Annotated in this window: 21 protein-coding genes and 1 pseudogene; 18 read left to right on the forward strand and 4 right to left on the reverse strand. The window is 60.5% G+C overall.

Annotation, left to right across the window (positions count from 1 at the left end; translation table 11 throughout):
• The first annotated feature begins 78 nt into the window (after window positions 1-78).
• Entirely contained in the window at window positions 79-978 is a 900-nt protein-coding gene (gene nhaR, locus ACORQT_RS03120) for a transcriptional activator NhaR (RefSeq protein WP_004932962.1), read from the forward strand.
• Between the two features lie 71 nt (window positions 979-1,049).
• Here nhaR and rpsT read toward each other — a convergent pair whose 3' ends face one another.
• A complete protein-coding gene (gene rpsT / locus ACORQT_RS03125; RefSeq protein WP_004932960.1) occupies window positions 1,050-1,313 on the reverse strand; it encodes a 30S ribosomal protein S20 in 264 nt (87 codons plus the stop codon).
• A gap of 390 nt (window positions 1,314-1,703) precedes the next feature.
• Between rpsT and ribF the strand changes: the two genes are divergently transcribed.
• The 5 genes from ribF (at window position 1,704) to ispH (ending at window position 7,544) form a co-directional block, all read left to right on the forward strand.
• A complete protein-coding gene (gene ribF, locus ACORQT_RS03130) occupies window positions 1,704-2,642 on the forward strand; it encodes a bifunctional riboflavin kinase/FAD synthetase (RefSeq protein ID WP_033641817.1) in 939 nt (312 codons plus the stop codon).
• Window positions 2,643-2,798: 156 nt separating this feature from the next.
• The gene (gene ileS, locus ACORQT_RS03135; RefSeq protein WP_033641818.1) at window positions 2,799-5,615 is read left to right on the forward strand and encodes an isoleucine--tRNA ligase; all 2,817 of its coding nucleotides are present in this window, start codon (window positions 2,799-2,801) and stop codon (window positions 5,613-5,615) included.
• Window positions 5,616-5,628: 13 nt separating this feature from the next.
• Window positions 5,629-6,138, forward strand: coding sequence for a signal peptidase II (gene lspA / locus ACORQT_RS03140; RefSeq protein WP_025301524.1), 510 nt, complete (start codon window positions 5,629-5,631; stop codon window positions 6,136-6,138).
• Between the two features lies 1 nt (window position 6,139).
• Window positions 6,140-6,610, forward strand: coding sequence for an FKBP-type peptidyl-prolyl cis-trans isomerase (gene fkpB / locus ACORQT_RS03145; RefSeq protein ID WP_444859316.1), 471 nt, complete (start codon window positions 6,140-6,142; stop codon window positions 6,608-6,610).
• A complete protein-coding gene (gene ispH, locus ACORQT_RS03150; RefSeq protein ID WP_033641819.1) occupies window positions 6,591-7,544 on the forward strand; it encodes a 4-hydroxy-3-methylbut-2-enyl diphosphate reductase in 954 nt (317 codons plus the stop codon). The genes fkpB and ispH overlap by 20 nt, the downstream gene beginning before the upstream one ends.
• Window positions 7,545-7,815: 271 nt before the next feature.
• On the opposite strand, the gene ACORQT_RS03155 is transcribed toward ispH, so the two are convergent.
• Window positions 7,816-8,742, reverse strand: coding sequence for a LysR family transcriptional regulator (locus tag ACORQT_RS03155; RefSeq protein WP_033641820.1), 927 nt, complete (start codon window positions 8,740-8,742; stop codon window positions 7,816-7,818).
• A gap of 191 nt (window positions 8,743-8,933) precedes the next feature.
• On the opposite strand from ACORQT_RS03155, the gene pvcA reads away from it, so the two are divergent.
• From pvcA to kefC, 8 genes and pseudogenes are all read left to right on the forward strand, one after another.
• A complete protein-coding gene (gene pvcA, locus ACORQT_RS03160; RefSeq protein WP_108680161.1) occupies window positions 8,934-9,902 on the forward strand; it encodes an L-tyrosine isonitrile synthase in 969 nt (322 codons plus the stop codon).
• Between the two features lie 95 nt (window positions 9,903-9,997).
• Window positions 9,998-10,860: pseudogene (locus tag ACORQT_RS03165) on the forward strand (TauD/TfdA dioxygenase family protein).
• A gap of 25 nt (window positions 10,861-10,885) precedes the next feature.
• Window positions 10,886-12,145, forward strand: coding sequence for a glycosyltransferase (locus tag ACORQT_RS03170; RefSeq protein ID WP_033641823.1), 1,260 nt, complete (start codon window positions 10,886-10,888; stop codon window positions 12,143-12,145).
• 263 nt (window positions 12,146-12,408) lie between these two features.
• Window positions 12,409-13,230: a 4-hydroxy-tetrahydrodipicolinate reductase gene (dapB, locus tag ACORQT_RS03175; protein WP_042783670.1), complete on the forward strand. Its 822-nt coding sequence runs from the start codon at window positions 12,409-12,411 to the stop codon at window positions 13,228-13,230.
• A 469-nt stretch (window positions 13,231-13,699) separates the two neighbouring features.
• The gene (carA, locus tag ACORQT_RS03180) at window positions 13,700-14,848 is read left to right on the forward strand and encodes a glutamine-hydrolyzing carbamoyl-phosphate synthase small subunit (protein ID WP_071883584.1); all 1,149 of its coding nucleotides are present in this window, start codon (window positions 13,700-13,702) and stop codon (window positions 14,846-14,848) included.
• Between the two features lie 17 nt (window positions 14,849-14,865).
• The gene (gene carB / locus ACORQT_RS03185) at window positions 14,866-18,090 is read left to right on the forward strand and encodes a carbamoyl-phosphate synthase large subunit (RefSeq protein ID WP_147838136.1); all 3,225 of its coding nucleotides are present in this window, start codon (window positions 14,866-14,868) and stop codon (window positions 18,088-18,090) included.
• A 170-nt stretch (window positions 18,091-18,260) separates the two neighbouring features.
• A complete protein-coding gene (gene kefF, locus ACORQT_RS03190) occupies window positions 18,261-18,818 on the forward strand; it encodes a glutathione-regulated potassium-efflux system oxidoreductase KefF (protein ID WP_033641826.1) in 558 nt (185 codons plus the stop codon).
• Entirely contained in the window at window positions 18,811-20,664 is a 1,854-nt protein-coding gene (gene kefC, locus ACORQT_RS03195; protein ID WP_033651689.1) for a glutathione-regulated potassium-efflux system protein KefC, read from the forward strand. Before kefF ends, kefC begins: the two co-directional genes overlap by 8 nt.
• Before the next feature lie 34 nt (window positions 20,665-20,698).
• On the opposite strand, the gene ACORQT_RS03200 is transcribed toward kefC, so the two are convergent.
• Window positions 20,699-21,313, reverse strand: coding sequence for a LysE family translocator (locus ACORQT_RS03200; RefSeq protein ID WP_015376619.1), 615 nt, complete (start codon window positions 21,311-21,313; stop codon window positions 20,699-20,701).
• 128 nt (window positions 21,314-21,441) lie between these two features.
• Here ACORQT_RS03200 and ACORQT_RS03205 point away from each other — a divergent pair, with 128 nt between their 5' ends.
• The 4 genes from ACORQT_RS03205 (at window position 21,442) to ACORQT_RS03220 (ending at window position 25,399) form a co-directional block, all read left to right on the forward strand.
• The gene (locus tag ACORQT_RS03205) at window positions 21,442-22,242 is read left to right on the forward strand and encodes a threonine/serine ThrE exporter family protein (RefSeq protein ID WP_033641829.1); all 801 of its coding nucleotides are present in this window, start codon (window positions 21,442-21,444) and stop codon (window positions 22,240-22,242) included.
• Entirely contained in the window at window positions 22,239-22,703 is a 465-nt protein-coding gene (locus ACORQT_RS03210; RefSeq protein ID WP_033651687.1) for a threonine/serine exporter, read from the forward strand. Before ACORQT_RS03205 ends, ACORQT_RS03210 begins: the two co-directional genes overlap by 4 nt.
• Before the next feature lie 143 nt (window positions 22,704-22,846).
• Complete coding sequence (gene folA / locus ACORQT_RS03215; protein WP_033637073.1) at window positions 22,847-23,329, forward strand: type 3 dihydrofolate reductase; 483 nt, start codon at window positions 22,847-22,849, stop codon at window positions 23,327-23,329.
• A 180-nt stretch (window positions 23,330-23,509) separates the two neighbouring features.
• Entirely contained in the window at window positions 23,510-25,399 is a 1,890-nt protein-coding gene (locus ACORQT_RS03220) for a PhoX family protein (RefSeq protein WP_042783673.1), read from the forward strand.
• 46 nt (window positions 25,400-25,445) lie between these two features.
• Here ACORQT_RS03220 and apaH read toward each other — a convergent pair whose 3' ends face one another.
• Entirely contained in the window at window positions 25,446-26,297 is an 852-nt protein-coding gene (gene apaH / locus ACORQT_RS03225) for a bis(5'-nucleosyl)-tetraphosphatase (symmetrical) ApaH (RefSeq protein WP_033641832.1), read from the reverse strand.
• Window position 26,298: the final 1 nt, after the last annotated feature.

Consider the following 26,298-nt stretch of genomic DNA (forward strand, 5'->3'; position numbering starts at 1 on the left):
TGAAGCAGGGAAAGGAAGTTTGTCGCTCGTCACGGCACACCGTTTGCCGCTGCGAAACGTTGTTAAGGAGAGCCGCTCGTGAGGATGTCGCATATCAACTTTAATCACCTTTACTATTTCTGGCAGGTCTGCAAGGCCGGTTCCGTGGTCGGCGCCGCTGAAGCGTTGTTTCTGACGCCGCAGACCATCACCGGCCAGATCAAGGCGCTGGAAGAGCGGTTGGACGGCAAGCTGTTCAAACGCCAGGGGCGCGGGTTGGTGCCTTCGGAGCTGGGGCAGCTGGTGTTCCGCTATGCCGACAAGATGTTCATGCTCAGCCAGGAAATGCTGGATATCGTCAACTACCGCAAAGAGTCGAACCTGCTGTTCGACGTCGGCGTGGCGGATGCGCTGTCGAAGCGGCTGGTCAGCCAGGTATTGGAAACGGCGGTGGTGGTGGACAACGAGCAGATCCACCTGCGTTGTTTTGAATCGACGCACGAGATGCTGCTGGAGCAGCTCAGCCAGCACAAGCTGGATATGATCCTGTCGGATTGCCCGGTGGACTCCAGCCAGCAGGAAGGGCTGTTCTCGCTGAAGCTGGGCGAGTGCGGCATCAGCTTCTTCTGCCGCCAGCCGGCGCCGGAGTTGCCGTTCCCGGCCTGCCTGGAGCAACGTAAGTTGCTGATCCCCGGCCGCCGCTCGATGCTGGGGCGCAAGCTGCTTAACTGGTTCAATACGCAGGGCATTCAGGTGGAGATCCTGGGCGAGTTCGACGATGCGGCGCTGATGAAGGCCTTCGGCATGTACCACAACGCGATTTTCGTGGCGCCGACGCTGTATGCGCAGGATACCTACAACGATGACAACGTGGTGGAGATTGGGCGCATCGACAGCGTGCAGGAGGAGTATTACATTATTTTCGCCGAGCGCATGATCCAGCATCCGGCGGTGCAGCGGGTGTGCAACAAAGACTTCTCGGCGCTGTTTTCCTGCTAGCGGTTCACTGAACGCAGGGCGTAAAAAAACCGGCCTGAGCCGGTTTTTTTATCAAGCAGATAACGAAATGCTTATTGCATTGCGTTGATGCGTGCAGTCAGGTTTGACTTATGACGCGCTGCTTTGTTTTTGTGGATCAGGCCTTTAGCTGCCTGACGGTCCACCAGTGGCTGCATTACCAGGAATGCATTTTGTGCTGCTTCTTTGTCGCCAGCTGCGATAGCTGCGTCTACCTTCTTGATGAAGGTACGCACCATTGAGCGACGGCTTGCGTTATGCTTGCGGCGTTTCTCAGACTGTACGGCGCGTTTCTTAGCTGATTTGATATTAGCCAAGGTCCAACTCCCAAATATATTCTATTGAGGACAATTCAAAGGCCGAGGAATATGCCCTTTTAGCCTTCGTTTGTCAATGGATTTGTGCAAATAAGCGCCGTTTGTACAGGCGGCACTCGCTACGTTGTGATGGCGCAGGATTTTACCAGCTTCGCTCTTGGGAATACAGTGTTTCGCGAGAAAATTCGCCAATGATTTGCCGCGGCGGGCGCAAGCCGTTGGCCGCGGTCGAGAATCGGCCCGGCGGCGCGGGATAAACTGCGGTGAAGCCGTTTCACGCGCAGATTATCTCCGGTATGGTATGTCTATTACATAAAGGCACCAATCGCGGGTTAACCTTACCGGCTGTACAAGGTATAATCCGCCGATTTCCACTGTTTTGAGCCAGCTATGGAGCTAATTCGCGGCATTCACAATATCCGGGCGCGCCACCATGGTTGCGTGCTCACCATCGGCAACTTTGACGGCGTACACCGCGGTCATCAGGCGCTGCTGGAGCAGTTGAAGCAACAAGGGCAACGCCTCGGGCTGCCGGTGATGGTCATGATCTTTGAGCCGCAGCCGCTGGAGATGTTCGCCGCAGACAAGGCGCCGGCCCGTTTGACGCGCCTGCGCGATAAGGCCAACTATCTGGCGCAGGCGGGCGTTGATTACCTGCTGTGCGTCAAGTTCGATCCGCGTTTTGCCGCCAACACCGCGCAGGCGTTCGTCGCCGAGCTGCTGGTGGAGAAGCTCGGCGTCAAATTCCTGATGGTGGGGGATGATTTTCGCTTTGGCGCCGGGCGTCAGGGCGATTTTCCGCTATTGCAGCAGGCCGGAAAAGAGTACGGCTTCGACGTGGTCAGCACCCCGACCTTCCGCGAAGGCGACCGGCGCATCAGCAGTACGGCGATCCGCACTGCGCTGAGCGAGGACGATCTGCCGCTGGCGGAGACCCTGTTGGGCCACCCGTACAGCATCTCCGGGCGCGTGGTGCACGGCGATGAGCTGGGCCGCACCATCGGCTTCCCGACCGCCAACCTGCCGCTCAAGCGCCTGGTGGCGCCGGTGAAAGGGGTGTATGCGGTGGAGGTGTACGGCCTGGGGCCGCAGCCGCTGCCGGGCGTGGCCAACATCGGCACGCGCCCGACCGTCGCCGGCGTGCGCCAGCAGCTGGAAGTGCATCTGCTGGATGTCACAATGGATCTTTACGGGCGCCATATTGAGGTGGTGCTCCGCGCAAAATTGCGCAACGAACAACGGTTTGCTTCGCTCGATGCCCTGAAGCAGCAAATCGCCAATGATGTGGTGACGGCCCGGAAGTTCTTCGGGTTAAAAACACTGGTTTAATCGTTTACCCTAAACAATTCGAGTTGCATCGCGGCGGCAACCGCGCGAACCCCGATGAGCTTGCACAGGCAAGTGATTCGGGTGAGAAAGGGCGGCCGACAAAGATGCAGCTTGAAGTGTGACGGGTAAATAGCCGAAAACGGAAACGAGAATCTCATGAGTGACTACAAGAATACCCTGAACTTGCCGGAAACAGGGTTCCCGATGCGCGGCGATCTCGCCAAGCGCGAGCCTGGCATGCTGCAACGTTGGTATGAACAGGATCTGTACGGGATTATTCGTACTGCCAAAAAGGGCAAAAAAACCTTCATTTTGCATGACGGCCCTCCGTATGCGAACGGCAGCATTCACATTGGTCACTCGGTTAACAAGATTCTCAAAGACATTATCATCAAGTCGAAAGGGATGGCCGGCTTCGACTCGCCTTATGTGCCGGGTTGGGATTGCCACGGCCTGCCTATCGAACTGAAGGTTGAGCAGCTGTACGGCAAACCGGGCGAGAAGCTGACGGCGGCCGAGTTCCGCCAGAAGTGCCGCGAATACGCGGCCGAGCAGGTTGAAGGCCAGAAGAAGGACTTCATCCGCCTGGGCGTGCTGGGCGACTGGGATCGTCCATACCTGACCATGGACTTCAAAACCGAAGCCAACATCATCCGCGCGCTGGGCAAGATCATCAGCAACGGCCACCTGCTGAAAGGCGCCAAGCCGGTTCACTGGTGCACCGACTGCGGCTCGTCGCTGGCGGAAGCGGAAGTGGAGTATTACGACAAGACTTCGCCGTCGATCGACGTGTCCTTCCATGCGGCCGACGCGGCTGCCGTGGCGGCCAAGTTCGGCGTGAGCCACTTCAACGGCGCCATCTCGCTGGTTATCTGGACCACCACGCCGTGGACCTTGCCGGCTAACCGCGCGATCTCTCTGCACCCGGACTTCACCTATCAACTGGTGCAGGTTGACGGCCAGTGCCTGATCCTGGCGGCCGAACTGGTGGAAAGCGTGATGAAACGCGCCGGCATCACCGAGTGGACGGTGCTGGGCAGCTGCAAAGGCGCCGATCTGGAGCTGCTGCGCTTCAAACACCCGTTCATGGACTTCGACGTGCCGGCAATCCTCGGCGAGCATGTGACCCTGGACGCCGGTACCGGTGCGGTGCACACAGCGCCGGGTCACGGCCCGGACGACTTCGTGATCGGCCAGAAATACGGCCTGGAAGTGGCCAACCCGGTAGGGCCGAACGGCTGCTACCTGACCGGCACCTACCCGCTGCTGGACGGCAAGTTCGTCTTCAAGGCCAACGATCTGATCGTCGATCTGCTGCGCGAGAAAGGCGCGCTGCTGCACGTCGAGAAGTTCCTGCACAGCTATCCGTGCTGCTGGCGCCACAAGACGCCAATCATCTTCCGCGCCACGCCGCAATGGTTCATCAGCATGGATCAGAAAGGCCTGCGTCAGCAGTCTCTGGAAGAGATCAAGGGCGTGCAGTGGATCCCGGATTGGGGCCAGGCGCGCATCGAAATGATGGTGGCCAACCGCCCGGACTGGTGCATCTCGCGTCAGCGCACCTGGGGCGTACCGATGTCGCTGTTCGTGCACAAAGAGACCGAGCAGCTGCACCCGCGCACCGTTGAGCTGATGGAAGAAGTGGCCAAGCGCGTCGAGCAAGACGGCATTCAGGCCTGGTGGGATCTGGACGCGGCCGACATCCTCGGCGCGGAAGCCGCCGACTACGTGAAAGTGCCGGATACGCTGGACGTGTGGTTCGATTCCGGTTCTACCCACGCCTCCGTTGTCGACGTGCGTCCTGAATTCAACGGCCACGGCGCCGACATGTATCTGGAAGGCTCCGACCAACACCGCGGCTGGTTCATGTCATCGCTGATGATTTCCACCGCGATGAAGGGCAAGGCGCCGTACAAGGAAGTGCTGACCCACGGCTTCACCGTCGACGGCCAGGGCCGCAAGATGTCCAAGTCGATCGGCAACACCGTCAGCCCGCAGGACGTGATGAACAAGTTGGGCGGCGACATTCTGCGTCTGTGGGTGGCGTCGACCGATTACACCGGCGAGATCGCGGTGTCCGACGAGATCCTCAAGCGTTCCGCCGACTCTTACCGCCGCATCCGCAACACCGCGCGCTTCCTGCTGGCCAACCTGAACGGGTTCGAGCCAAGCACCGATTGCGTGGCGCCGGAAGACATGGTGGTGCTGGATCGCTGGGCGGTCGGCCGCGCGCTGGCGGCGCAGCAGGATATCGAGCAGGCTTATGCCAACTACGATTTCCACGAAGTGGTGCAGCGCCTGATGCAGTTCTGTTCGGTCGAGATGGGCTCCTTCTACCTGGATATCATCAAGGATCGTCAGTATACCGCCAAGAGCGACAGCGTCGCCCGCCGCAGCTGCCAGACCGCGCTGTATCACATCGTCGAAGCGCTGGTGCGCTGGATGGCGCCGATCATGTCGTTCACCGCAGACGAGATCTGGGGCTTCATGCCGGGCAAACGCGCGCAGTACGTGTTCACCGAAGAGTGGTACGACGGCCTGTTCGGGCTGGCGGAAGGCGAGCCGATGAACGACGCTTTCTGGGCTGAGCTGCTGAAAGTGCGCGGCGAAGTGAACAAGGTGCTGGAGCAGGCGCGTGCGGACAAACGCCTCGGCGGTTCGCTGGAAGCGGCGGTGACGCTGTATGCCGACAGCGAGTTGGCGGCGCGTCTGAACAGCCTGCAGGATGAGCTGCGCTTTGTGCTGCTGACCTCTGCGGCAAGCGTTGCGCCATTGGCGGAGGCGCCGGCCGACGCGCAGGCCTCCGAGCTGCTGAAAGGGCTGAAGATCGCCTTCAGCACGGCGCCAGGTGAGAAGTGCCCGCGCTGCTGGCATTACACCACCGATATCGGCCTGGTAGCGGAGCATGCAGACATCTGCGGCCGCTGTGTGAGCAACGTCGCCGGTGACGGCGAGAAGCGTAACTTTGCCTGAGAACTTGCGCCTGATGAGTAAACCAATTTGTTCGACCGGCCTGCGTTGGCTGTGGGTTGTAGTGGCGGTGCTGGCGCTGGATTTCGGCAGCAAACAGTGGATCCTCGCTAACTTTACGCTGGGCCAGTCCCAGCCGTTGATCCCGTCGTTCAACCTGTTTTACGCGCGCAACTACGGCGCCGCGTTCAGCTTCCTGGCCGATCATGGCGGTTGGCAACGCTGGTTCTTCGCCGGCATCGCCATCGCCATCGTCGCGGTGCTGCTGGTGATGATGTACCGCAGCGCGGCGCAGCAGAAGCTGAACAACATCGCCTACGCCTTTATCATCGGCGGGGCGTTGGGCAACCTGTTCGATCGCCTGTGGCACGGTTTCGTGGTCGATTTCATTGACTTTTACGTCGGTGACTGGCACTACCCGACCTTCAATCTGGCGGACAGCTTTATCTGCGTGGGCGCGGCGATGATCGTGCTGGAAGGTTTCCTGTCGCCGGCGAACAAAGGCGCAAAGAGCAAAGGTGAGTAATATGACGGCTCAGGTTATCAGTGACAGCGCGGTGCTGGTTCACTTTACGCTGAAACTGGAAGACGGTTCGACCGCCGAATCCACCCGCAGCAGCGGCAAACCGGCGCTGTTCCGCCTGGGTGACGGCAGCCTGTCGGCGCCGCTGGAAGAGCAGTTGCTTGGCCTGCGCGCGGGCGACAAGCGCGCCTTTACCCTGCAGCCGGAAGCGGCGTTCGGCGCGGAGAACCCGGATCTGGTCCAGTTCTTCTCGCGCCGCGACTTCGCGGAAACCGGCGTGCCGGACGTGGGCACCATCATGCTGTTTACCGCGATTGACGGCAGAGAAATGCCGGGCGTGGTGCGCGCGGTGGCGGAAGATTCGATCACCGTCGATTTCAACCATCCGCTGGCGGGCCATCCGGTGACCTTCGACATCGAAGTGCTGGAGATCGATCCGCAGCAGGAGGAGACGCATGCAAATATTGCTGGCTAACCCGCGCGGCTTCTGCGCCGGGGTTGATCGTGCGATCAGCATCGTGGAACGCGCGCTGGAGCTGTATGGCGCGCCGATCTACGTACGGCATGAAGTGGTGCACAACCGCTACGTGGTCGACAGCCTGCGTGAGCGTGGCGCCGTGTTTATCGAAGAGATCGCCGAAGTGCCGGACGGCTCTATCCTGATCTTCTCGGCGCACGGCGTGTCTCAAGCCGTGCGCGCCGAAGCCAAGGCGCGCGATCTGACCATGCTGTTCGACGCCACCTGTCCGCTGGTGACCAAGGTGCATATGGAAGTGGCGCGCGCCAGCCGCCGCGGCACCGAAGCGATTCTGATCGGCCATGCCGGGCACCCGGAGGTGGAAGGCACCATGGGCCAGTACAGCAACCCGCAGGGCGGCATGTACCTGGTCGAATCGCCGGAAGACGTGTGGAAGCTGCAGGTGAAAGACGAAAACAACCTGTGCTTCATGACGCAGACCACGCTGTCGGTTGATGATACCTCGGACGTGATCGATGCGCTGCGTCAGCGCTTCCCGAGCATTATCGGTCCGCGCAAGGATGACATTTGCTACGCCACCACCAACCGTCAGGAAGCGGTGCGTAACCTGGCCGGCGATGCGGACGTGGTGCTGGTGGTGGGGTCGAAGAACTCTTCCAACTCTAACCGTCTGGCCGAACTGGCGCAGCGCGTGGGCAAACCGGCTTATCTGATCGATTCGGCGGCGGATATTCAGGAAAGTTGGCTGAGCGAAGCGCGCAACATCGGCGTCACCGCCGGCGCTTCGGCGCCGGACGTGCTGGTGCAGGAGGTGATCTCTCGCCTGAAAGCGCTGGGCGGTGTCGACGTGCATGAAATCAGCGGGCGTGAAGAGAACATCGTGTTCGAAGTGCCGAAAGAGCTGCGCGTGGACGTCCGGCAGATTGACTGAGGTGCGTGAGCGAATGACAACGGGGAGCTTAGGCTTCCCGTTTTTTTTGGAATGCCAACGGCATTAAAAATAAAATGCTGAGCATATTCAAATTTTCTGCTAACTAAAGCCAAATTTATTCTGAGTATTTGAAATAGCGGTGGCGTCATTAATTATATAGGCTGAATAAAGTCATTAAATAGAATATCATTAGGCTGCAATCTAAATAGGGCCTGGTGTCGTCAACGTGATTACAATAATTACAATAGTGGTCTTGCAGATGTTTCTTATTTTATTCTTGTCGAATCTGTTCTAGGTCGTTTAATCCTTTCTCCTTTAAATAGAGCTTCATATGCTCCAGCAATCGCCGGACTTTTAATGGCTGGATCTCCCGTCGCGGCATAATGGCATAGCAATTAATTTCCGGTAATCGCCAGTCGGGCAATATTTCAATCAGCTCGCCGCTGCGCAACTCTCGCTCGACGTTGGCGAAGAAATTGCGAATGATGCCTTTGCCGGTCAGCGCCAGCTCCTTCATCGCCATGCCGCTGTTGGTGAACAGTCGCCCGGTCATGCGCATGCGGTGCTCGCCGCCGTCGCGATGGATCAGGCGAACAAACTGCGGATTGCCGAGCGGCGTAAAGGTGACCCAGTGATGTTGCGTCAGCGCCTGTGGCGAATCCGGCACCCCGTAGTTCGCCAGGTAGGCCGGGGAGGCGCACAGCACTTCGCGGCAGCGCGCCAGCCGCGTGGAGACGTAGCTGGAGTCAGCCAGCGCGCCGCCGCGTATCGCCAGATCGATGCGTTGCGCGATGAGGTCTATTCTCTCATCGTGGATTTCCAACCGCAGCGTGATGCGCGGGTGTTCGTCGAGGAAGCTCTGCAGCGCCGGCACCAGATAATGGGTGGCGAATTCGGTCGAGGTGGCGACGCGCAGTTCACCGACCAGCTCGCCGCGCAGCGCGGCGATCCGCTGTTGCCCGCGCTCGGCGGCGTGGATCATCAGCAGACAATCTTCATAAAAGCACAATCCGGCTTCGGTCAGGCTCAATGAGCGCGTCGATCGCAACAGTAATTGAATACCCAGATGTTCCTCCAGCTGGCGAATATGCTGGCTGACGGCCGATGTCGTCATGCCCAATTCTTTTGCCGCCATGCTGAATGCGCCACAATCGACCACTTTTGAGAAAATGGCCATGCGTTTTAAAATATTGCTCATAGTTTGTTAAGCACAACTTAACCTAGATTGTGAGTTATACGGGCTAATAATATAGCACCATCTTTCCTATATTGCCTGAAGCATATAAACGCCGGGCTGATTATTATTTTGCATGCGCTTTATCTCTTTTTGATAAATCTTATTGCGCTTGCCAATAATACACCCGCGCCACATCGCAACAGGAGCTCATTGTGGATAGCGCACAGAAAAAAGAAGAGATAGCATTAAAAATCCTACGTGAATTATTGCAATATCGACGTCGCCTCATCGCCGACGATGCTTCTCTGGCTGAAGAGGAGCGGCAGGTCACTCAGGTGCAATTGCCGCGCATTCGGGCATTCATTGAAAACGACCAGCGCATCGAATTCGTGCTGCCGGCTTTTCCGACCAAGTCACCCAACGCCAATAAAGTGATAGGCGCGGTGCCGGACATGGCGGAGCGGCTGTCGCTGATCTTCCTCAACTCGCTGTGCCAGCGCATTCAACTCTATTACCCGCCGGGCGCGCATATCGTTATCTGTTCCGACGGCCACGTGTTCGGCGATCTGATCCGCGTCAGCGACGAAGCGATCAACCATTATCAACGTGAGATTGAAAGCCTGCTGCATGAAGTGGGCGCAACCCACCTGAGTGTGTTCAACCTTGGCGATGTCAAAGGCCTGGCGGAGCATACCGATGACTACGATCTGCTGCGCCGGCTGTTGGTGGACGGTTATGCCGAATCGGAAGAGGCGATCAAGCGCCAGCTGATGCAGGACGAGCAGGGATTAATGCTGTATCGCGCCATCACGCGCTTCTTGTATGAAGACAGCCTCCTGCCGGGCTACAGCGGTTCCAACGCCGCGCTGCAAAAAGACGCCAAACGGCGCGCCTGTGGCGTTATCCAGCGCAGCTGGGCCTGGGGCAACCTGCTGGCCCAGTATTTCCCGGCGGCGATCCGCCTGTCGATTCACCCGCAGCCGGCCGACAGCCTGAAGATAGGCATCCACATGATGCCGACCAAAGACGACTGGCTGACACCGTGGCATGGCGTGGCGGCCAACGTGAACGGCCAGTTCGTGCTGATGAAGCGTAAAGACGCGCAGAGCCTGGACGGCGAGTTGGTTGAGATCCGCGGCACGCCGAGCCATTACCTGATCGAACAACCGCAGATGGCCTGAGGCCGCTGCATGCTTTTGCGCCCGAAATCCTGACGGGCGCTTTTTTGACGGCACGTTGCCGTGTGAGCAGCACATTCGATGCAAGGAGAATCACCATGAACAACCAACCGCTTAATTGCCACATTCAACCGAACACCCCGTTCGGCGCGATCCTGACGCCGCAGTATCCGGGGCAAAAGGTCAGCGAGCTGCCGGTGGCGGCGCTGCGAGCGCTGGCGCAGGAGCACCACTTGCTGGTGCTGCGCGGATTCGACTCCGGTTTCAGCGAGCCGGAAGTCCTGACTCGCTATGCCGAACAGTGGGGCGAGATCATGATGTGGCCGTTCGGTGCGGTGCTGGACGTGAAGGAACATCCGGACGCCAAGGATCATATCTTCGACAGCAGCTACGTCCCGCTGCATTGGGATGGCATGTATAAGCCGACCATCCCCGAGTTCCAGTTATTCCACTGCGTGGCGGCGCCGGCGCCGGACGAAGGCGGATGTACCACCTTCGTCGACACCACGCGCTTGCTGGCCAATGCGGACGAAGCGTTGCTGGAGCAGTGGCTGTCGGTGTCTATCACCTACCGCATCAAGCAGGTGGTGCATTACGGCGGCGAAGTCTGTTCGCCGCTGGTGGTGCAGCATCCGAACGGCAGAGGATTGATCATGCGCTACAATGAACCGCCGACGGAGGGAAAAAATTCCTCAACCAGCATGCGCTGGAATATCACGGCGTGCCGGCGCAGCAGCAGGAACAGTTCCACCGTACTCTGCAGCAGCACCTGTACGATCCGCGTCACTATTATGCCCATCAGTGGCAACAGGGCGACGTGGTGGTCGCGGACAACTTCTCGCTGCTGCACGGCCGTGAGGGCTTTACCGCCCGTTCCGCGCGTCATTTGCAGCGCGTGCATATTCAAAGCAATCCGGTGTGCGCCAATCTGGCGCTGAAGCCGGCCAACGCAGAAGCTTAAAAGGAGCATTATGGCAAGGATACTGATGGCGGCGGTCGCCACTCCGGGGCACGTCTACCCGATGTTAGCCATCGCTCGCCACCTGATCGCCCAAGGGCATCAGGTGCGGGTGATGACCGGCGCGCTGTTCCGCGAACGCGCCGAAGCGGCTGGGGCGAGCTTCGTGCCGTTCGACGCGCAGGTGGACTTCGACTATCGCCACCTGGAGGCGCATTTCCCCGAGCGCGCCGCGCTGCCGCCGGGCAATGCGCAGATGGCGCTGGCGCTGAAAGATTTCTTCGCCGCGCCGATCCCACTGTTGGATCGTCAGCTGCGTGCGGCCATCGCCGCCGAAAAGACCGATCTGCTGATGGTGGAGAACTGCTTCTACGGCGTGCTGCCGCTGCTGCAGTCCGCCGAACGGCCGCCGGTCTTCGGGATCGGCGTCACGCCGCTGTCGTATTCTTCGCGCGACGCCATTTTCTATGGCCCGCGTATCCCGCCGGCGCTGCTGCCGCGGGCGCTGACCCGCGAGCAATTGGTGGATGAAGCGACGCGGGTGTTGCTTGATGAGGTGCAGCAAAGCTTTGATGCCGCGCTGGTGCAAGCGGGCGGGCGGCCGCTGAATCGCCCGTTTACCGATGCGCTGATCGGCGGCTGCGAGCGTTTCCTGCAGTTGGCCACCACGGCGCTGGAATATGAGCGCGACGACCTGCCGAGCGGTGTGCGCTTCGTCGGGCCGCTGCGCAGCGGTGGTCAACCGGCCGCGGAAGAGGCGCTGTGGGAGGAGGACGATCGTCGGCCGCTGGTGATCGTGTCTCAGGGCACGCTGGCCAATGTCGATCTGCATCAGCTGATCGTGCCGACGCTGCAGGCGCTGGCGCATCTGCCGGTGCGGGTGTTGGCCACCACCGGCGGGCGGGCGACCGAAGGGCTGATGGACGCATTGCCGGACAACGCCCGAGTGCGGGCGTTCATCTCCTTCGAACACTGGTTGCCGCAGGCGGCGCTCTTGATCACCAACGGCGGTTACGGCTCGATCAACTATGCGCTGGACAGCGGCGTGCCGCTGATTGTCGCCGGCACCGGTGAGGACAAGCTGGAGGCGGCCGCGCGCGTGGTGGCCGCCGGTTGCGGCATCAGCCTGCATACCAGCACGCCAAGCGCGGAACAAATACTGGCGGCAGCGACGCGCATTCTGCAACAGCCGATCTATCGCCGGCGCGCGGCGCTGGTGCAGGAGGACTATGCTCGCCACGATGCGCTGACGGCGATAGCCAACGAAGTGGCCGCCATTACCGCTTGACCCCGCCGCACTCCGTTCCTCAGGCGCCGTTTTCGGCGCCTTTTTTCTGCATTTTTTTGCAATGAAAACTGCATGATTATGTACAATCGTCGCAGGCCGCCAAATCGGTTGAATGTTAATCTCACGACAGCGCCGCTGATGAAAGAAGCGCAATATCATAATTTTCTAATTATGAAATGAATCCTCTGGCGGCGCCGCAGCGGGGCAGTTACCCTGAATCGATAGGTTAATGGGATACGCGTTACATCAAGAAGAGAGCAAGCATGAAAGATTCACAAATCCGCATTGCGATTGCGGGCGCCGGCGGCCGGATGGGCCGTCAATTGATCCAGGCGGTGCAGCAGGCGGAAGGCGTGGTGTTGGGGGCGGCGCTGTCGCGCCCGGGATCGAGCCTGGTCGGCGTTGATGCCGGCGAGCTGGCGGGCATCGGCGCGCTGGGCGTCAAGGTGAGTGACAGTCTGGATAAAGTGGCGAGCGAGTTCGATATTTTGATCGACTTCACCCGCCCTGAAAGCACCCTGGGCTACCTGGAATTTTGCGTGGCGCACCATAAGGCGATGGTGATCGGCACCACCGGCTTCGATGACGCCGGCAAACAGGCGATCCGCGATGCGGCGCAGCATATCGGCATCGTGTTTGCCGCCAACTTCAGCGTCGGCGTCAATCTGGTGCTGAAACTGCTGGAGAAGGCTGCGCAGGTCATGGGCGACTATACCGATATCGAAATCGTTGAGGCGCACCACCGGCACAAAGTGGATGCGCCGTCGGGCACGGCGTTGGCCATGGGCGAAGCGATCGCCGGCGCGCTGGGGCGCGATCTGAAAAGCTGCGCGGTCTATGCGCGCGAAGGCCATACCGGCGAGCGCGATCCGAAGAGCATCGGCTTCGCCACCATTCGCGCCGGCGACATCGTCGGCGAGCACACCGCGATGTTCGCCGACATCGGCGAGCGGGTGGAAATCACCCACAAGGCCTCCAGCCGCATGACTTTCGCCAGCGGCGCGGTGCGCGCGGCTTCCTGGCTGCGGAGTCGGGATAAAGGTCTGTTTGATATGCGTGACGTGCTGAGTTTGGACCGGATATAACTAAACTGAATACCATCGTGATGTGGTTGTGTTGATCATAATGCTATGATAATAGGGCAATAATTTTATTGTCCTTTTTTTAACATGATAAATATCGTTTTGATGTTGTTTCATTGTCAAGGCTGGTATTTGTTTGTGTTTACCTTGCTAATTATCTGCTTTTTTTCCACCGTCGGCTTTTTTAGCATCTTTTTGGGTCCATTCCGACGCCGTTTTCCGTCATTCCTCCCCGCAACCGTTTTCCAGCCCCGGTTTTCTGTGTTTTTATGGCAGCTCAAGCCGCTTGGGCATCGAGAACTGCAAAAATAAAACAAAAAATGGCGGTTTGGGTAGACAAGCGGAACACTCATCATTAAAATGCGCCCAATTTGCCAAAAATTGGCCTCGCGGACGGTTTTTGCATTGATTTAGATCGCGATATCTGAATTAATATGCAAATATTGTGATTGATTATTCCTCGGAGGATGTTTTGATAAAGTCAGCGCTATTGGTTCTGGAAGACGGAACCCAATTCCACGGTCGGGCCATCGGGGCAGAGGGAACGGCAGTGGGGGAAGTGGTCTTCAATACGTCGATGACCGGTTATCAAGAAATCCTCACTGATCCTTCCTATTCCCGCCAGATCGTTACTCTTACTTATCCTCATATCGGCAATGTCGGCACCAATGCTTCCGACGAAGAATCCTCCGCAGTACACGCCCAAGGCCTCGTCATTCGTGACCTCCCGCTGATCGCCAGCAACTACCGCAGTGAAGAAAGCCTGTCCGACTACCTCAAGCGTCACAACATCGTGGCGATCGCCGATATCGATACCCGTAAGTTGACTCGCCTGCTGCGCGAAAAAGGCGCCCAGAACGGCTGCATCGTCGCCGCCGATTCGCCGGATGCCGCGCTGGCTCTGGCCAAGGCGCAAGGTTTCCCGGGGTTGAAGGGCATGGATTTGGCGAAAGAGGTCACCACTCAAGAGGCCTACAGCTGGCAGCAAGGCAGCTGGACGCTTGAAGGCGACCTGCCGGAAGCCAAAACCGCCGCGGAACTGCCGTTCCACGTGGTGGCTTACGACTACGGCGCCAAGCGCAACATCCTGCGCATGCTGGTGGATCGCGGTTGCCGCCTGACCGTGGTGCCGGCGCAGACCCCGGCCGACGAGGTGCTGAAAATGAATCCGGACGGTATCTTCCTGTCCAACGGCCCGGGCGATCCGGAGCCGTGCGACTACGCCATCGCCGCCATCAAGCAGTTCCTGGAAACCGACATTCCGGTGTTCGGCATCTGTCTGGGTCACCAGCTGCTGGCGCTGGCCAGCGGGGCGAAAACCATGAAGATGAAGCTCGGCCACCACGGCGGCAACCACCCGGTGAAGGATCTGGACAACAACACGGTAATGATCACCGCGCAGAACCACGGCTTCGCCGTCGATGAAAACGACCTGCCGGCGAATCTGCGCGTGACGCACAAATCGCTGTTCGACCATACGGTGCAGGGCATTCACCGCACCGACAAGGCGGCGTTCAGCTTCCAGGGGCACCCGGAAGCCAGCCCAGGCCCGCACGACGCCGCGCCGCTGTTCGATCACTTTATCGAACTGATTGAGACTTACCGTTCTAACGCCAAATAATCAGGAGCAGTAAAAAAATGCCAAAACGTACAGACATAAAAAGCATCCTGATCCTCGGCGCTGGCCCGATTGTTATCGGCCAGGCGTGTGAGTTCGACTACTCGGGCGCCCAGGCGTGTAAAGCGCTGCGCGAAGAGGGCTACCGCGTCATTCTGGTCAACTCCAACCCGGCGACCATCATGACCGACCCGGAAATGGCCGATGCGACCTACATTGAGCCGATCCACTGGGAAGTGGTGCGCAAGATCATCGAAAAAGAGCGTCCGGATGCGGTTCTGCCGACCATGGGCGGCCAGACGGCGCTGAACTGCGCGCTGGAGCTGGAGCGTCAGGGCGTGCTGGCCGAGTTCGGTGTCACCATGATCGGCGCGACCGCCGATGCCATCGACAAGGCCGAAGACCGCCGCCGTTTCGACGTGGCGATGAAGAAAATCGGTTTGGATACCGCGCGTTCCGGCATCGCGCACACCATGGAAGAAGCGCTGGCGGTAGCCGCTGACGTCGGCTTCCCGTGCATCATCCGTCCTTCCTTTACCATGGGCGGCACCGGCGGCGGCATCGCCTACAACCGCGAAGAGTTCGAAGAGATCTGCGAACGCGGTCTGGACCTGTCGCCGACCAACGAGCTGCTGATCGACGAATCGCTGATCGGTTGGAAAGAGTACGAGATGGAAGTGGTGCGTGATAAGAACGACAACTGCATCATCGTTTGCTCCATCGAAAACTTCGACGCCATGGGCATCCACACCGGCGACTCGATCACCGTTGCGCCGGCCCAGACCCTGACCGACAAGGAATACCAAATCATGCGCAACGCCTCGATGGCGGTGCTGCGTGAGATCGGTGTTGAAACCGGCGGCTCCAACGTGCAGTTCTCGGTTAACCCGAAAACCGGCCGCCTGATCGTCATCGAGATGAACCCGCGCGTGTCGCGCTCTTCGGCGCTGGCGTCGAAAGCCACCGGCTTCCCGATCGCCAAGATCGCCGCCAAACTGGCGGTGGGCTATACCCTCGATGAGCTGATGAACGACATCACCGGCGGCCGCACCCCGGCGTCGTTCGAGCCGTCCATCGACTACGTCGTGACCAAGATCCCGCGCTTCAACTTCGAGAAGTTCGCCGGCGCCAACGATCGCCTGACTACCCAGATGAAGTCGGTCGGCGAAGTGATGGCCATCGGCCGCACTCAGCAGGAGTCGCTGCAGAAAGCGCTGCGCGGTCTGGAAGTGGGCGCCACCGGCTTCGATCCGAAAGTGAGCCTGGACGATCCGGAAGCGCTGACCAAAATCCGCCGCGAGCTGAAAGACGCCGGTTCCGACCGCATCTGGTACATCGCCGACGCCTTCCGCGCCGGTCTGTCGGTCGACGGCGTTTTCAACCTGACCAACGTCGATCGCTGGTTCCTGGTGCAGATTGAAGAGCTGGTGCGCCTGGAAGAGCAGGTGGCAGAAGCGGGCATCAACGGCCTGGACAAAGACTTCCTGCGCACGTTGAAGCGCAAGGGCTTCGCCGATGCGCGTCTGGCCAAGCTGGCCGGCGTCGCCGAGAGCGAAATTCGCAAGCTGCGCCACAGCTACGGCCTGCACCCGGTGTACAAGCGCGTGGACACCTGCGCGGCGGAATTCGCTACCGACACCGCCTACATGTACTCCACCTATGAAGAAGAGTGCGAGTCCAACCCGACCAACGACCGGCCGAAAGTGATGGTGCTGGGCGGCGGGCCGAACCGTATCGGCCAGGGCATCGAGTTCGACTACTGCTGCGTGCACGCTTCGCTGGCGCTGCGTGAAGACGGCTACGAGACCATCATGGTCAACTGCAACCCGGAAACCGTCTCCACCGACTACGACACCTCGGACCGCCTGTACTTTGAGCCGGTGACCCTGGAAGACGTGCTGGAAATCGTGCGCATCGAGAAACCGAAAGGCGTTATCGTGCAGTACGGCGGCCAGACCCCGCTGAAGCTGGCGCGCGAGCTGGAAGCCGCAGGCGTGCCGATCATCGGCACCAGCCCGGACGCCATCGACCGTGCCGAAGACCGCGAACGCTTCCAGCAGGCGGTCAACCGCCTGGGCTTGAAGCAGCCGGCCAACGCCACCGTCACCGCCATCGAGCAGGCGGTCGAGAAGGCGGCGGGCATCGGTTATCCGCTGGTGGTGCGTCCTTCCTACGTGCTGGGCGGCCGGGCGATGGAAATCGTCTATGACGAAACCGACCTGCGCCGCTACTTCCAGACCGCGGTCAGCGTGTCCAACGATGCGCCGGTGTTGCTGGACCGCTTCCTGGACGACGCGGTGGAGGTGGACGTCGATGCTATCTGCGACGGCGAGCGCGTGCTGATTGGCGGCATCATGGAGCACATCGAGCAGGCGGGCGTGCACTCCGGCGACTCCGCGTGTTCGCTGCCGGCGTACACCCTGAGCCAGGAAATTCAGGACGTGATGCGTCGCCAGGTGGAGAAACTGGCGTTCGAGCTGCAGGTGCGCGGCCTGATGAACGTGCAGTTCGCGGTGAAGGACAACGAAGTTTACCTGATTGAAGTTAACCCGCGCGCCGCGCGTACCGTGCCGTTCGTCTCCAAAGCGACCGGCGTGCCGCTGGCCAAAGTGGCCGCGCGCGTGATGGCGGGCAAAACGCTGGTTGAACAGGGCGTGACCGAAGAGATCATCCCGCCGTACTACTCGGTGAAAGAAGTGGTGCTGCCGTTCAACAAATTCCCGGGCGTCGACCCGATTTTGGGGCCGGAAATGCGCTCTACCGGGGAAGTGATGGGCGTGGGCCGCACCTTCGCGGAAGCTTTCTCCAAAGCGATGCTGGGCAGCAACTCGGGCATGAAGAAACAGGGCCGCGCGCTGCTGTCGGTGCGCGAAGGCGACAAGGCTCGCGTGGTCGATTTGGCCGCCAGCCTGCTGAAGCAGGGCTTTGAGCTGGACGCGACCCACGGCACCGCGGTGGTGCTGGGCGAAGCGGGCATCAACCCGCGCCTGGTCAACAAGGTGCACGAAGGGCGTCCGCACATTCAGGACCGTATCAAGAACGGCGAGTACACCTACATCGTCAACACCACGGCAGGCCGTCAGGCGATTGAGGACTCCAAGCTGATTCGCCGCAGCGCCCTGCAGTACAAGGTGCACTACGACACCACGCTGAACGGCGGCTTCGCCACCGCGATGGCGCTGAAAGCGGATCCGACCGAGCAGGTTACATCGGTGCAGGAAATGCACGCGCGTATTGGTAAGTAACCGCGCGAGAACGCTACGCCAGGGCGCTGCAGATGCAGCGCCCTTTTTTATTCAGTGAATTTGTAGGCTGGCGTTAAAAATTTCCGCTATCAATCAGTGGGCAAACTGTCACTCTGTGTGATTGGTATATGCTTGGTGTATTGGCAAGGAACGAAGGAACGACGATAACAATGATTCTGATAATTTATGCTCACCCGTATCCCCGGCATTCGCATGCCAATCACCGCCTGCTGCAGGCGGTGAGGGATCTTCCCGAGGTGGAGGTGCGCTCGCTGTATGAGCTGTACCCCGATTTCAATATCGATATCAACGCCGAGCAACAGGCGCTGGAGCGCGCCGATATGGTGGTGCTGCAGCATCCGATGCAGTGGTACAGCTTCCCGCCGCTGCTGAAGCTGTGGATCGACAAAGTGCTGGAGCACGGCTGGGCCTATGGCCACGACGGCAACGCGCTGGTGGGCAAAGACTGCCTGTGGGCGGTGACCAGCGGCGGTGACGAGCACCATTTCGAACTGGGCGATTTTCCCAACTTCGCCGCGCTGGCGCAGCCGCTGCAGGCCACGGCGATTTATTGCGGCATGAACTGGCAGCCGTACTTCGCCCTGCACAACACCTTTACCTGCAACGAACCGGCGCTGATCGCCGCCGGCGAAGCCTACCGGCAGCGGTTAGTCGACTACCTGATGGAACATGCCGAAGCGGAAACCCGGGAGGCCAGCCATGGATAACCATCACATGATGATCGAGGGGCTGATCTATCTCGGTTCCGCCGCGCTGTTCGTGCCGATTGCGGTGCGCCTGGGGCTGGGGTCGGTGCTCGGTTACCTGATCGCCGGCTGCATTATCGGCCCCTGGGGGCTGAAGCTGGTGTCGGATGCCGAGTCTATCCTGACCTTCGCCGAGATCGGCGTGGTACTGATGCTGTTTATCATCGGCCTGGAGCTGGATCCCAAACGGCTGTGGACGCTGCGCGCCTCGGTGTTCGGCGGCGGCAGCATTCAGATGGTGGGCTGCGGCCTGGCGCTGAGCGCCTTCTGCTACTTCCTCGGCCTCAACTGGAAGGTGGCGCTGCTGATCGGTTTGACGCTGGCGCTCTCATCGACCGCCATCGCCATGCAGGCGATGAGCGAACGCAATTTGACGCCGTCGCCGATCGGCCGCAGCGCGTTTGCGGTGCTGCTGTTCCAGGATATCGCGGCGATCCCGCTGGTGGCGATGATCCCGCTGCTGGCCAGCAGCGGCGCCACCACGACGCTGGGCGCTTTCGTACTGTCGGCGGCCAAAGTGGTGGGCGCGTTGACGATGGTGGTGCTGCTTGGCCGCTACGTCACCCGCCCGCTGCTGCACTTCGTCGCCCGTTCGGGCATGCGCGAGGTGTTCAGCGCCGTGGCGCTGTTCCTGGTGTTCGGCTTTGGCATCCTGCTGGAGATGGCCGGGTTGTCGATGGCGATGGGGGCGTTCCTCGCCGGGGTGCTGTTGGCGAGCTCGGAATACCGCCACGCGCTGGAGAGCGATATTCAGCCGTTCAAAGGGTTGCTGCTGGGGCTGTTTTTCATCGGCGTCGGCATGTCGATCGACTTCGGCACGCTGTTCCATCATCCGTTGCTGATCGCCTCGTTGCTGCTGGGCTTTATGCTGATCAAGGCGGCGTTGCTGTGGCTGATCGGCCCGCTGCTCGGGGTGCCGAAGCGCCAGCGCGGCCTGTTCGCCATTCTGCTGGGGCAGGGTAGTGAGTTCGCCTTCGTGATCTTCAGCGCCGCGCAGCTGGCCGGCGTCTTGCCGGTTGAATGGGCCAAGTCGCTGACGCTGGCGGTGGCGCTGTCGATGGCGGCCACCCCGCTGCTGTTGGTGATCGCCGCGCAGCTGGAAAAAAATGCGCCGAAAGAGGATCGCCCGGCTGACGTCATTGATGACGAGAACGCCAGCGTGATCATCGCCGGCTTCGGCCGTTTCGGCCAGATCGCCGGTCGTTTACTGTTGGCCAACGGCGTGCACACCGTGGTATTGGATCACGATCCGGACCATATCGAAACGCTGCGTAAATTTGACACCAAGGTGTTCTACGGCGACGCCACGCGCGCCGATCTGCTGGAGGCGGCCGGCGCCGCTCACGCCAAGGTGCTGATCAACGCCATCGACGATGTGGAGGACAGCCTGGCATTAACCGAGCTGGCCAGGCAGCACTTCCCGCATCTGAAAGTGGTGGCGCGGGCGCGCGACGTCGATCATTGGTATCAGTTGCGGCAGCTGGGGGTGGAAAAACCGGAGCGCGAAACCTTCGAAAGCTCGCTGCGCGTCGGCCGTGAAACGCTGGAGCTGCTGGGGCTGGACGCCTATGAGGCGCGCGAGAAAGCGGACACTTTCCGCCGCTATAACCTGAAGATGCTGGAAGATACGCTGGATAATTACCAGGATACTGAATTCCGTATCGCCAGCCTGCAGCGGGCCAAGGAGATGCTCAGCGCGGCCATCGAGCAGGATCAGAATCGGCTGGCGCGGGTGCAGCAGACCGGCTGGCGCGGCAGTATCGACGGCAAGGCGCCGGAAGACGAAGTGGTGGAAGCCAAAGGATAAGGGGAGGGGCGCCGTGATGGCGCCCCTTTTTTGCTTAGCTCAGCGCGACCTTGATGCCTAAGGCGATCAACATGCCGCCCAGCAATTTGTCGACGATCTTCTGCGTCTTTTCCAGCCCGCGGCGCACCGGCCCGCTCTGGATCAAAAACACCAGCAGCGGCCACCAGATGACCGACAGGCCGAGAATAATCCCCGCGTACCACAGCTTGTCACCCAGACCGGAATCGATCTGCAACACCTGGGTGAAGACCGCCAGGAAGAACAGGGTGGCTTTCGGGTTCAGCAGGTTGCACAGGTAGCCTTGCGCAAAGGCGCTCTTCAGGCTGACCTGTTGCTGCGGCAGATTGCTGACGTTCATTTTGCCGCCGCCGCGCGACAGCAGCGCCTGGATGCCGATCCACACCAGATAGACCGCCCCGGCGTATTTCAGCAGGTTGAACAGCCACGGCGTGGTGGTGATCACCACCGCCAGCCCGGCGACGCAGTAGGACATGTGGGTGGCGACGCCGCAGATCACGCCGAAGGCGGTCATCATGGCGGCCAGACGCGGGTAGCGGGCGGCGTTTTTGATCACCAGGAAAAAATCCGGGCCGGGGGAAAGCATGCCGAGGGCGGCAATGCCGGCGACGAACAGTGACGTTTCAAGCATGGGAGGCGTCTCGCGCAAAAGGCAGCATGTTGGCGATAATAACGCCGCTTCCTCTGATGCGCATCAACCCAATGAGGTATTGTTAGGCTCTATGATAATAATTCATCTATCGCCAGCGACGGAGCACCATGCAGCAGACTACCGCCACAGACAGGCCGGAACCGCACCGGCAACAGCGTGAAATCACCCGCTTGTGCATTCAATGCGCGCTGCTGCTGTTGCAGCACGGCGCCGAGAGCACGGTGGTTGAGCAGTTGTCCACCCGCCTGGGGTTGGCGCTGGGGATGGACAGCGTGGAAAGTTCAATCTCCGCCAATGCGGTGGTGTTGACCACCCTCAGCCACGGCGCCTGCCTGACTACGACCCGCAAGAATGTCGATCGCGGCATCAATATGCAGGTGGTGACGGAAGTGCAGCATATCGTGATCCTCGCCGAGCATCACCTGGCGGATACGCACGACGTGGCGCGGCGCTTCGAAAAGATCCGGCCGCTGCGCTATCCGCGCTGGCTGGTGGTGCTGATGGTGGGGTTGTCCTGCGGGTGTTTCAGCATGCTCAACGGCGGCGGCGGTGACGCCTTCCTGGTGACTTTTATCGCCAGCGGCGCGGCGATGCTGGTGCGCCAGATCCTCACCGCCCGCCATATGAATCCGCTGATCAATTTTTGCCTGACGGCGTTTGTCGCGACGTCGATATCCGGGCTGCTGCTGCGCCTGCCGGTGTTTAAAGAGACCTCGAGCGTGGCGATGGCCGCCAGCGTGCTGCTGCTGGTGCCGGGCTTCCCGCTGATCAACGCGGTGGCCGACATGTTCAAGGGGCACGTCAACACCGGGCTGGCGCGCTGGGCGATGGCCAGCCTGTTGACGCTGGCGACCTGTATCGGCGTGGTGATGGCGATGTCGCTGTGGGATCTGCGGGGGTGGTCATGAGTCTGCTGTGGGCATTGTTGCAGGAGATGCTGTTGGCGGCGGTGCCGGCGCTGGGCTTCGCCATGGTGTTCAACGTGCCGCTGCGCGCGCTGCGCTATTGCGCGTTGCTTGGGGCAATCGGGCGCGGCTCGCGCATGCTGATGATGCACGTGGGCATGAACATCGAGTGGGCGTCGCTGCTGGCGGCGATCCTGATCGGCATCATCGGTATCTATTGGTCGCGCTGGCTGTTGGCGCATCCGAAGGTGTTCACCGTGGCGGCGGTGATCCCGATGTTCCCCGGCATTTCCGCCTATACCGCGATGATAACTGTGGTGGAGATCTCGCATCTGGGCTACAGCGAGGCTTTGATGGAGACCATGATCACCAACTTCCTCAAGGCCAGTTTCATCGTCGGCGCGTTGTCGATCGGCCTGTCGTTACCGGGCCTGTGGTTGTACCGCAAACGCCCCGGCGTGTGAAATTCCCCGGCAAAAGAACGTTGGTTATTAGATATGCTGATAAGAGCTATCTTATATATTCATCTTGCTTGATTAGCCTATCGACGGCACTCAGGCCTTTACGTATAGTGTCACCAATTTTGCTGCCTACACAGGGTTAAACAATGATTATCAGCCTGATCGCTGCCTTGGCGGCGGATCGCGTTATTGGCATGGAAAACGCCATGCCGTGGCACCTGCCGGCGGACCTTGCGTGGTTTAAACGCAACACGTTGAATAAGCCGGTTATTATGGGCCGCAAGACCTTCGAGTCCATCGGCCGCCCGCTGCCGGGCCGTCACAATATCGTTTTGAGCAGCCGCCCGGGCAATGCCGCCGGGGTGACCTGGGTGACCTCGCTGGATGAGGCGCTGGCCGCCGCGGGTGAGGTGGAAGAAGTAATGGTGATCGGCGGTGGGCGCATTTATACCCAGTTGCTGCCGCGCGCCGATCGCCTGTACCTGACACACATCGACGCCGAAGTCGGCGGCGATACTCACTTCCCGGATTACGAGCCGGACGAGTGGGAAACCACGTTCAGCGAATTCCACGACGCCGACGATCTGAACTCGCACAGCTACTGCTTCGAAATCCTGCAGCGCCGCTGATCTCAGCGCGTTAGCCAGTCATCCCCGGGGGCGCAAGCAATTGCGCCCCCGGTCTTTTTGCGCCGGTCATTCGTAACCTTTCCGTCACATTACCTGATTAGTATGAAGCCCAACTCCGAGCGCCACGGCAACTCTGGTGAATCTTGACCGCGGCGCCATAACTAAAAAGGTAACCACGTTATGACCAAGCAAATTGAGCAATTAGACGCCGACCGCCTGATCGATCCCACTCGCCGCAAGCTGCTGCTCGGCAGCGCCGGCGCCGTCGGCCTGGCCGGTTTTCTCGGCGGTGGCATCTGGTCGGTCTCCGCCGAGGCGTTAGCCGAGGATCTGCCGCCGAACACGCTGCTGGGCTTCCGGGGCATCGCCGCGTCTACCGCCGATGAAGTGACGATAGCGCCAGGCTACCGCGCCGAGGTACTGATCTCCTGGGGCGAGCCGCTGGTGGACGGCGCGCCGGCCTTCGATCCGCAGGGCAACAACAGCGCCGCCGATCAGGAAAAACAGTTTGGCGACAACAACGATGGCATGAGCTTTTTCCCTATCGATGACAATCACGGCGTGATGGCCATCAATAACGAATACGTTAACGAGCAGTACCTGTTCGCCCACGGCGGCGCCAAGGCCACCAGCCTGGAAGAGGTGCGCAAATCGCAGGCGGCGCACGGCGTCTCCATTGTCGCGGTCAAGCGGGTCGGCGACGGCCAGCGCTGGGAGGTGGAGCGCCCGTCGCGCTATAACCGCCGCATCACCGCCAACAGCGAGATGCAATTCAGCGGCCCGGCCGCCGGACATCCGCTGTTGCAGACCGCCGCCGATCCGAGCGGCCGCAAGGTGCTGGGCACCTTCGGCAACTGCGCCAACGGCAAGACGCCGTGGGGTACCTACCTGACCTGCGAGGAAAACTTCGACACCTATTTCGGCACCCGTCAGGCCGATTATCGAACCACGCCGGAACAGAAGCGCTACACGCTGAAGGCCAGCGAACCGGAACGCAACTGGCCGGACTATGACGAGCGTTTTGATGTGGCGAAGAATCCCAACGAATTCAACCGTCACGGCTGGATTGTCGAGATCGATCCGTTGAATCCGACCTCGACGCCCATCAAGCACACCGCGCTCGGCCGTTTCAAACATGAAAACGCGGCGGTGACCGTGGCCAAAGACGGCCGTCTGGTGGTGTATATGGGCGACGACGAGCGCGGCGAACATATCTATAAGTACGTCTCCAAAGGCGTGGTCGACGCCGCCAATCCGGCCAACAATCGCACGCTGCTGGACGAGGGGACGCTGTACGTGGCGCAGTTCGACGGCGATGAAGCCGGCACGCCGCTGAAGGGCAAAGGGCGCTGGATTGCGCTTGAGTTCGGCAAGAACGGCCTGACGCCGGAGAACGGTTTCCGCGATGAGGCCGAAGTGCTGATCTTCGCCCGCAAGGCGGCGCAGCAGGTCGGCGCCACCAAAATGGATCGCCCGGAGTGGATCGCGGTGAACCCGCATGACGGGCGCGCGTACTGCACGCTGACTAACAACAGCAAGCGCGGCGAGGAAGGGATGCCGTTGAACGCCGCCAACCCGCGACCGAACAATATCTACGGCCAAATCATTCGCTGGGACGAGGGCGGCGACGCCACCGCCGACGTCTTCGCCTGGGACATCTATGCGCTGTGCGGCAACCCGATTGCCCACCCCGAAGGCGTCAACCGCGGCACGCCGAACATCACGGCGGAAAACACCTTCAACAGCCCGGACGGGCTGGGTTTCGATCGCGCCGGCCGTCTGTGGATCCTCACCGACGGCAAGTACAGCAACAAGGGCGATTACGTCGGGCAGGGCAACAACCAGATGCTGGTGGGCGATCCGGTCAGCGGCGAGATCCGCCGTTTCATGGTGGGGCCGAAGTCCTGCGAACTGACCGGCATCACCTTCACCCCGGACTACAAGACGATGTTCGTCAACGTACAGCATCCCGGAGAAGAAGGCGATTCGCACTTCCCGAACAACAGCCCGCGCCCGCGTTCATCGGTGTTGATGATCACGCGTGAAGATGGCGGAGTGATTGGGGCGTAAGGCGGCAATACAGAACAAAGGCGGCCACCGGGCCGCCTTTATCGTTTCAGGATGCGGCTAATCTGCCGGCGTGGTCAGGCGCTTCGCCGCGATTGGCGGGCTGCGTGAAGTAACGGCGGTCTTCCCAGCGCAGCATCGTCAGATCGCCGCCCCAGCAGCAGCCGGTATCCAGCCCGATCACGCCCTCCGGCGTGCCCTTGCCTTCCAGCGAGGCCCAGTGGCCGAAGATGATGGTGTATTCCGGGTCCACCAGGCGCGGCAGCTCGAACCACGGTTTCAGCGGCGCCGGCGCGCTGCCCGGCGCATCTTTGCAGATCATGTCGAGCTGGCCGTTGGGGAAGCAGTAGCGCATGCGCGTCAGCGCATTGGTGCTGAAACGCAGGCGCGCCAGGCCGCTCAGCTCCGGCGCCCAGTTGTTCGGCATGTCGCCGTACATGGCGTCGAGGAACAGCGGATAGCTGTCGCTGCTCAATACCGCCTCCACTTCGCGCGCACACATTTTCGCGGTGTCGATGTCCCACTGCGGGGTGATGCCGGCGTGGGCCATCACCAGTTTTTGCTCATCATCCACCTGCAGCACCGGTTGGCGGCGCAGCCAGTTGATCAGCTCGTCGGCGTCCGGCGCTTCCAGCAGCGGCGTGATGCGATCTTTGGGTTTGTTGCGGCTGATGCCGGCGTAAACCGCCAGCAGGTGCAGATCGTGGTTGCCCAGCACCATGCGCACCGCCGGGCCGAGCGAGCGCACATAGCGCAGCACGTCCAGCGAGGCGGGGCCGCGCGCCACCAGATCGCCGGTCAGCCACAGTTGATCGCGCTCGGGATCGAACGCAACCTGAGCCAGCAGCGACTTCAGTTCATCGAAACAGCCGTGAACGTCGCCGATAAGGTATGTCGACATA

Source organism: Serratia sp. (in: enterobacteria) (assembly GCF_052400455.1).
Taxonomy (GTDB): domain Bacteria; phylum Pseudomonadota; class Gammaproteobacteria; order Enterobacterales; family Enterobacteriaceae; genus Serratia; species Serratia ureilytica.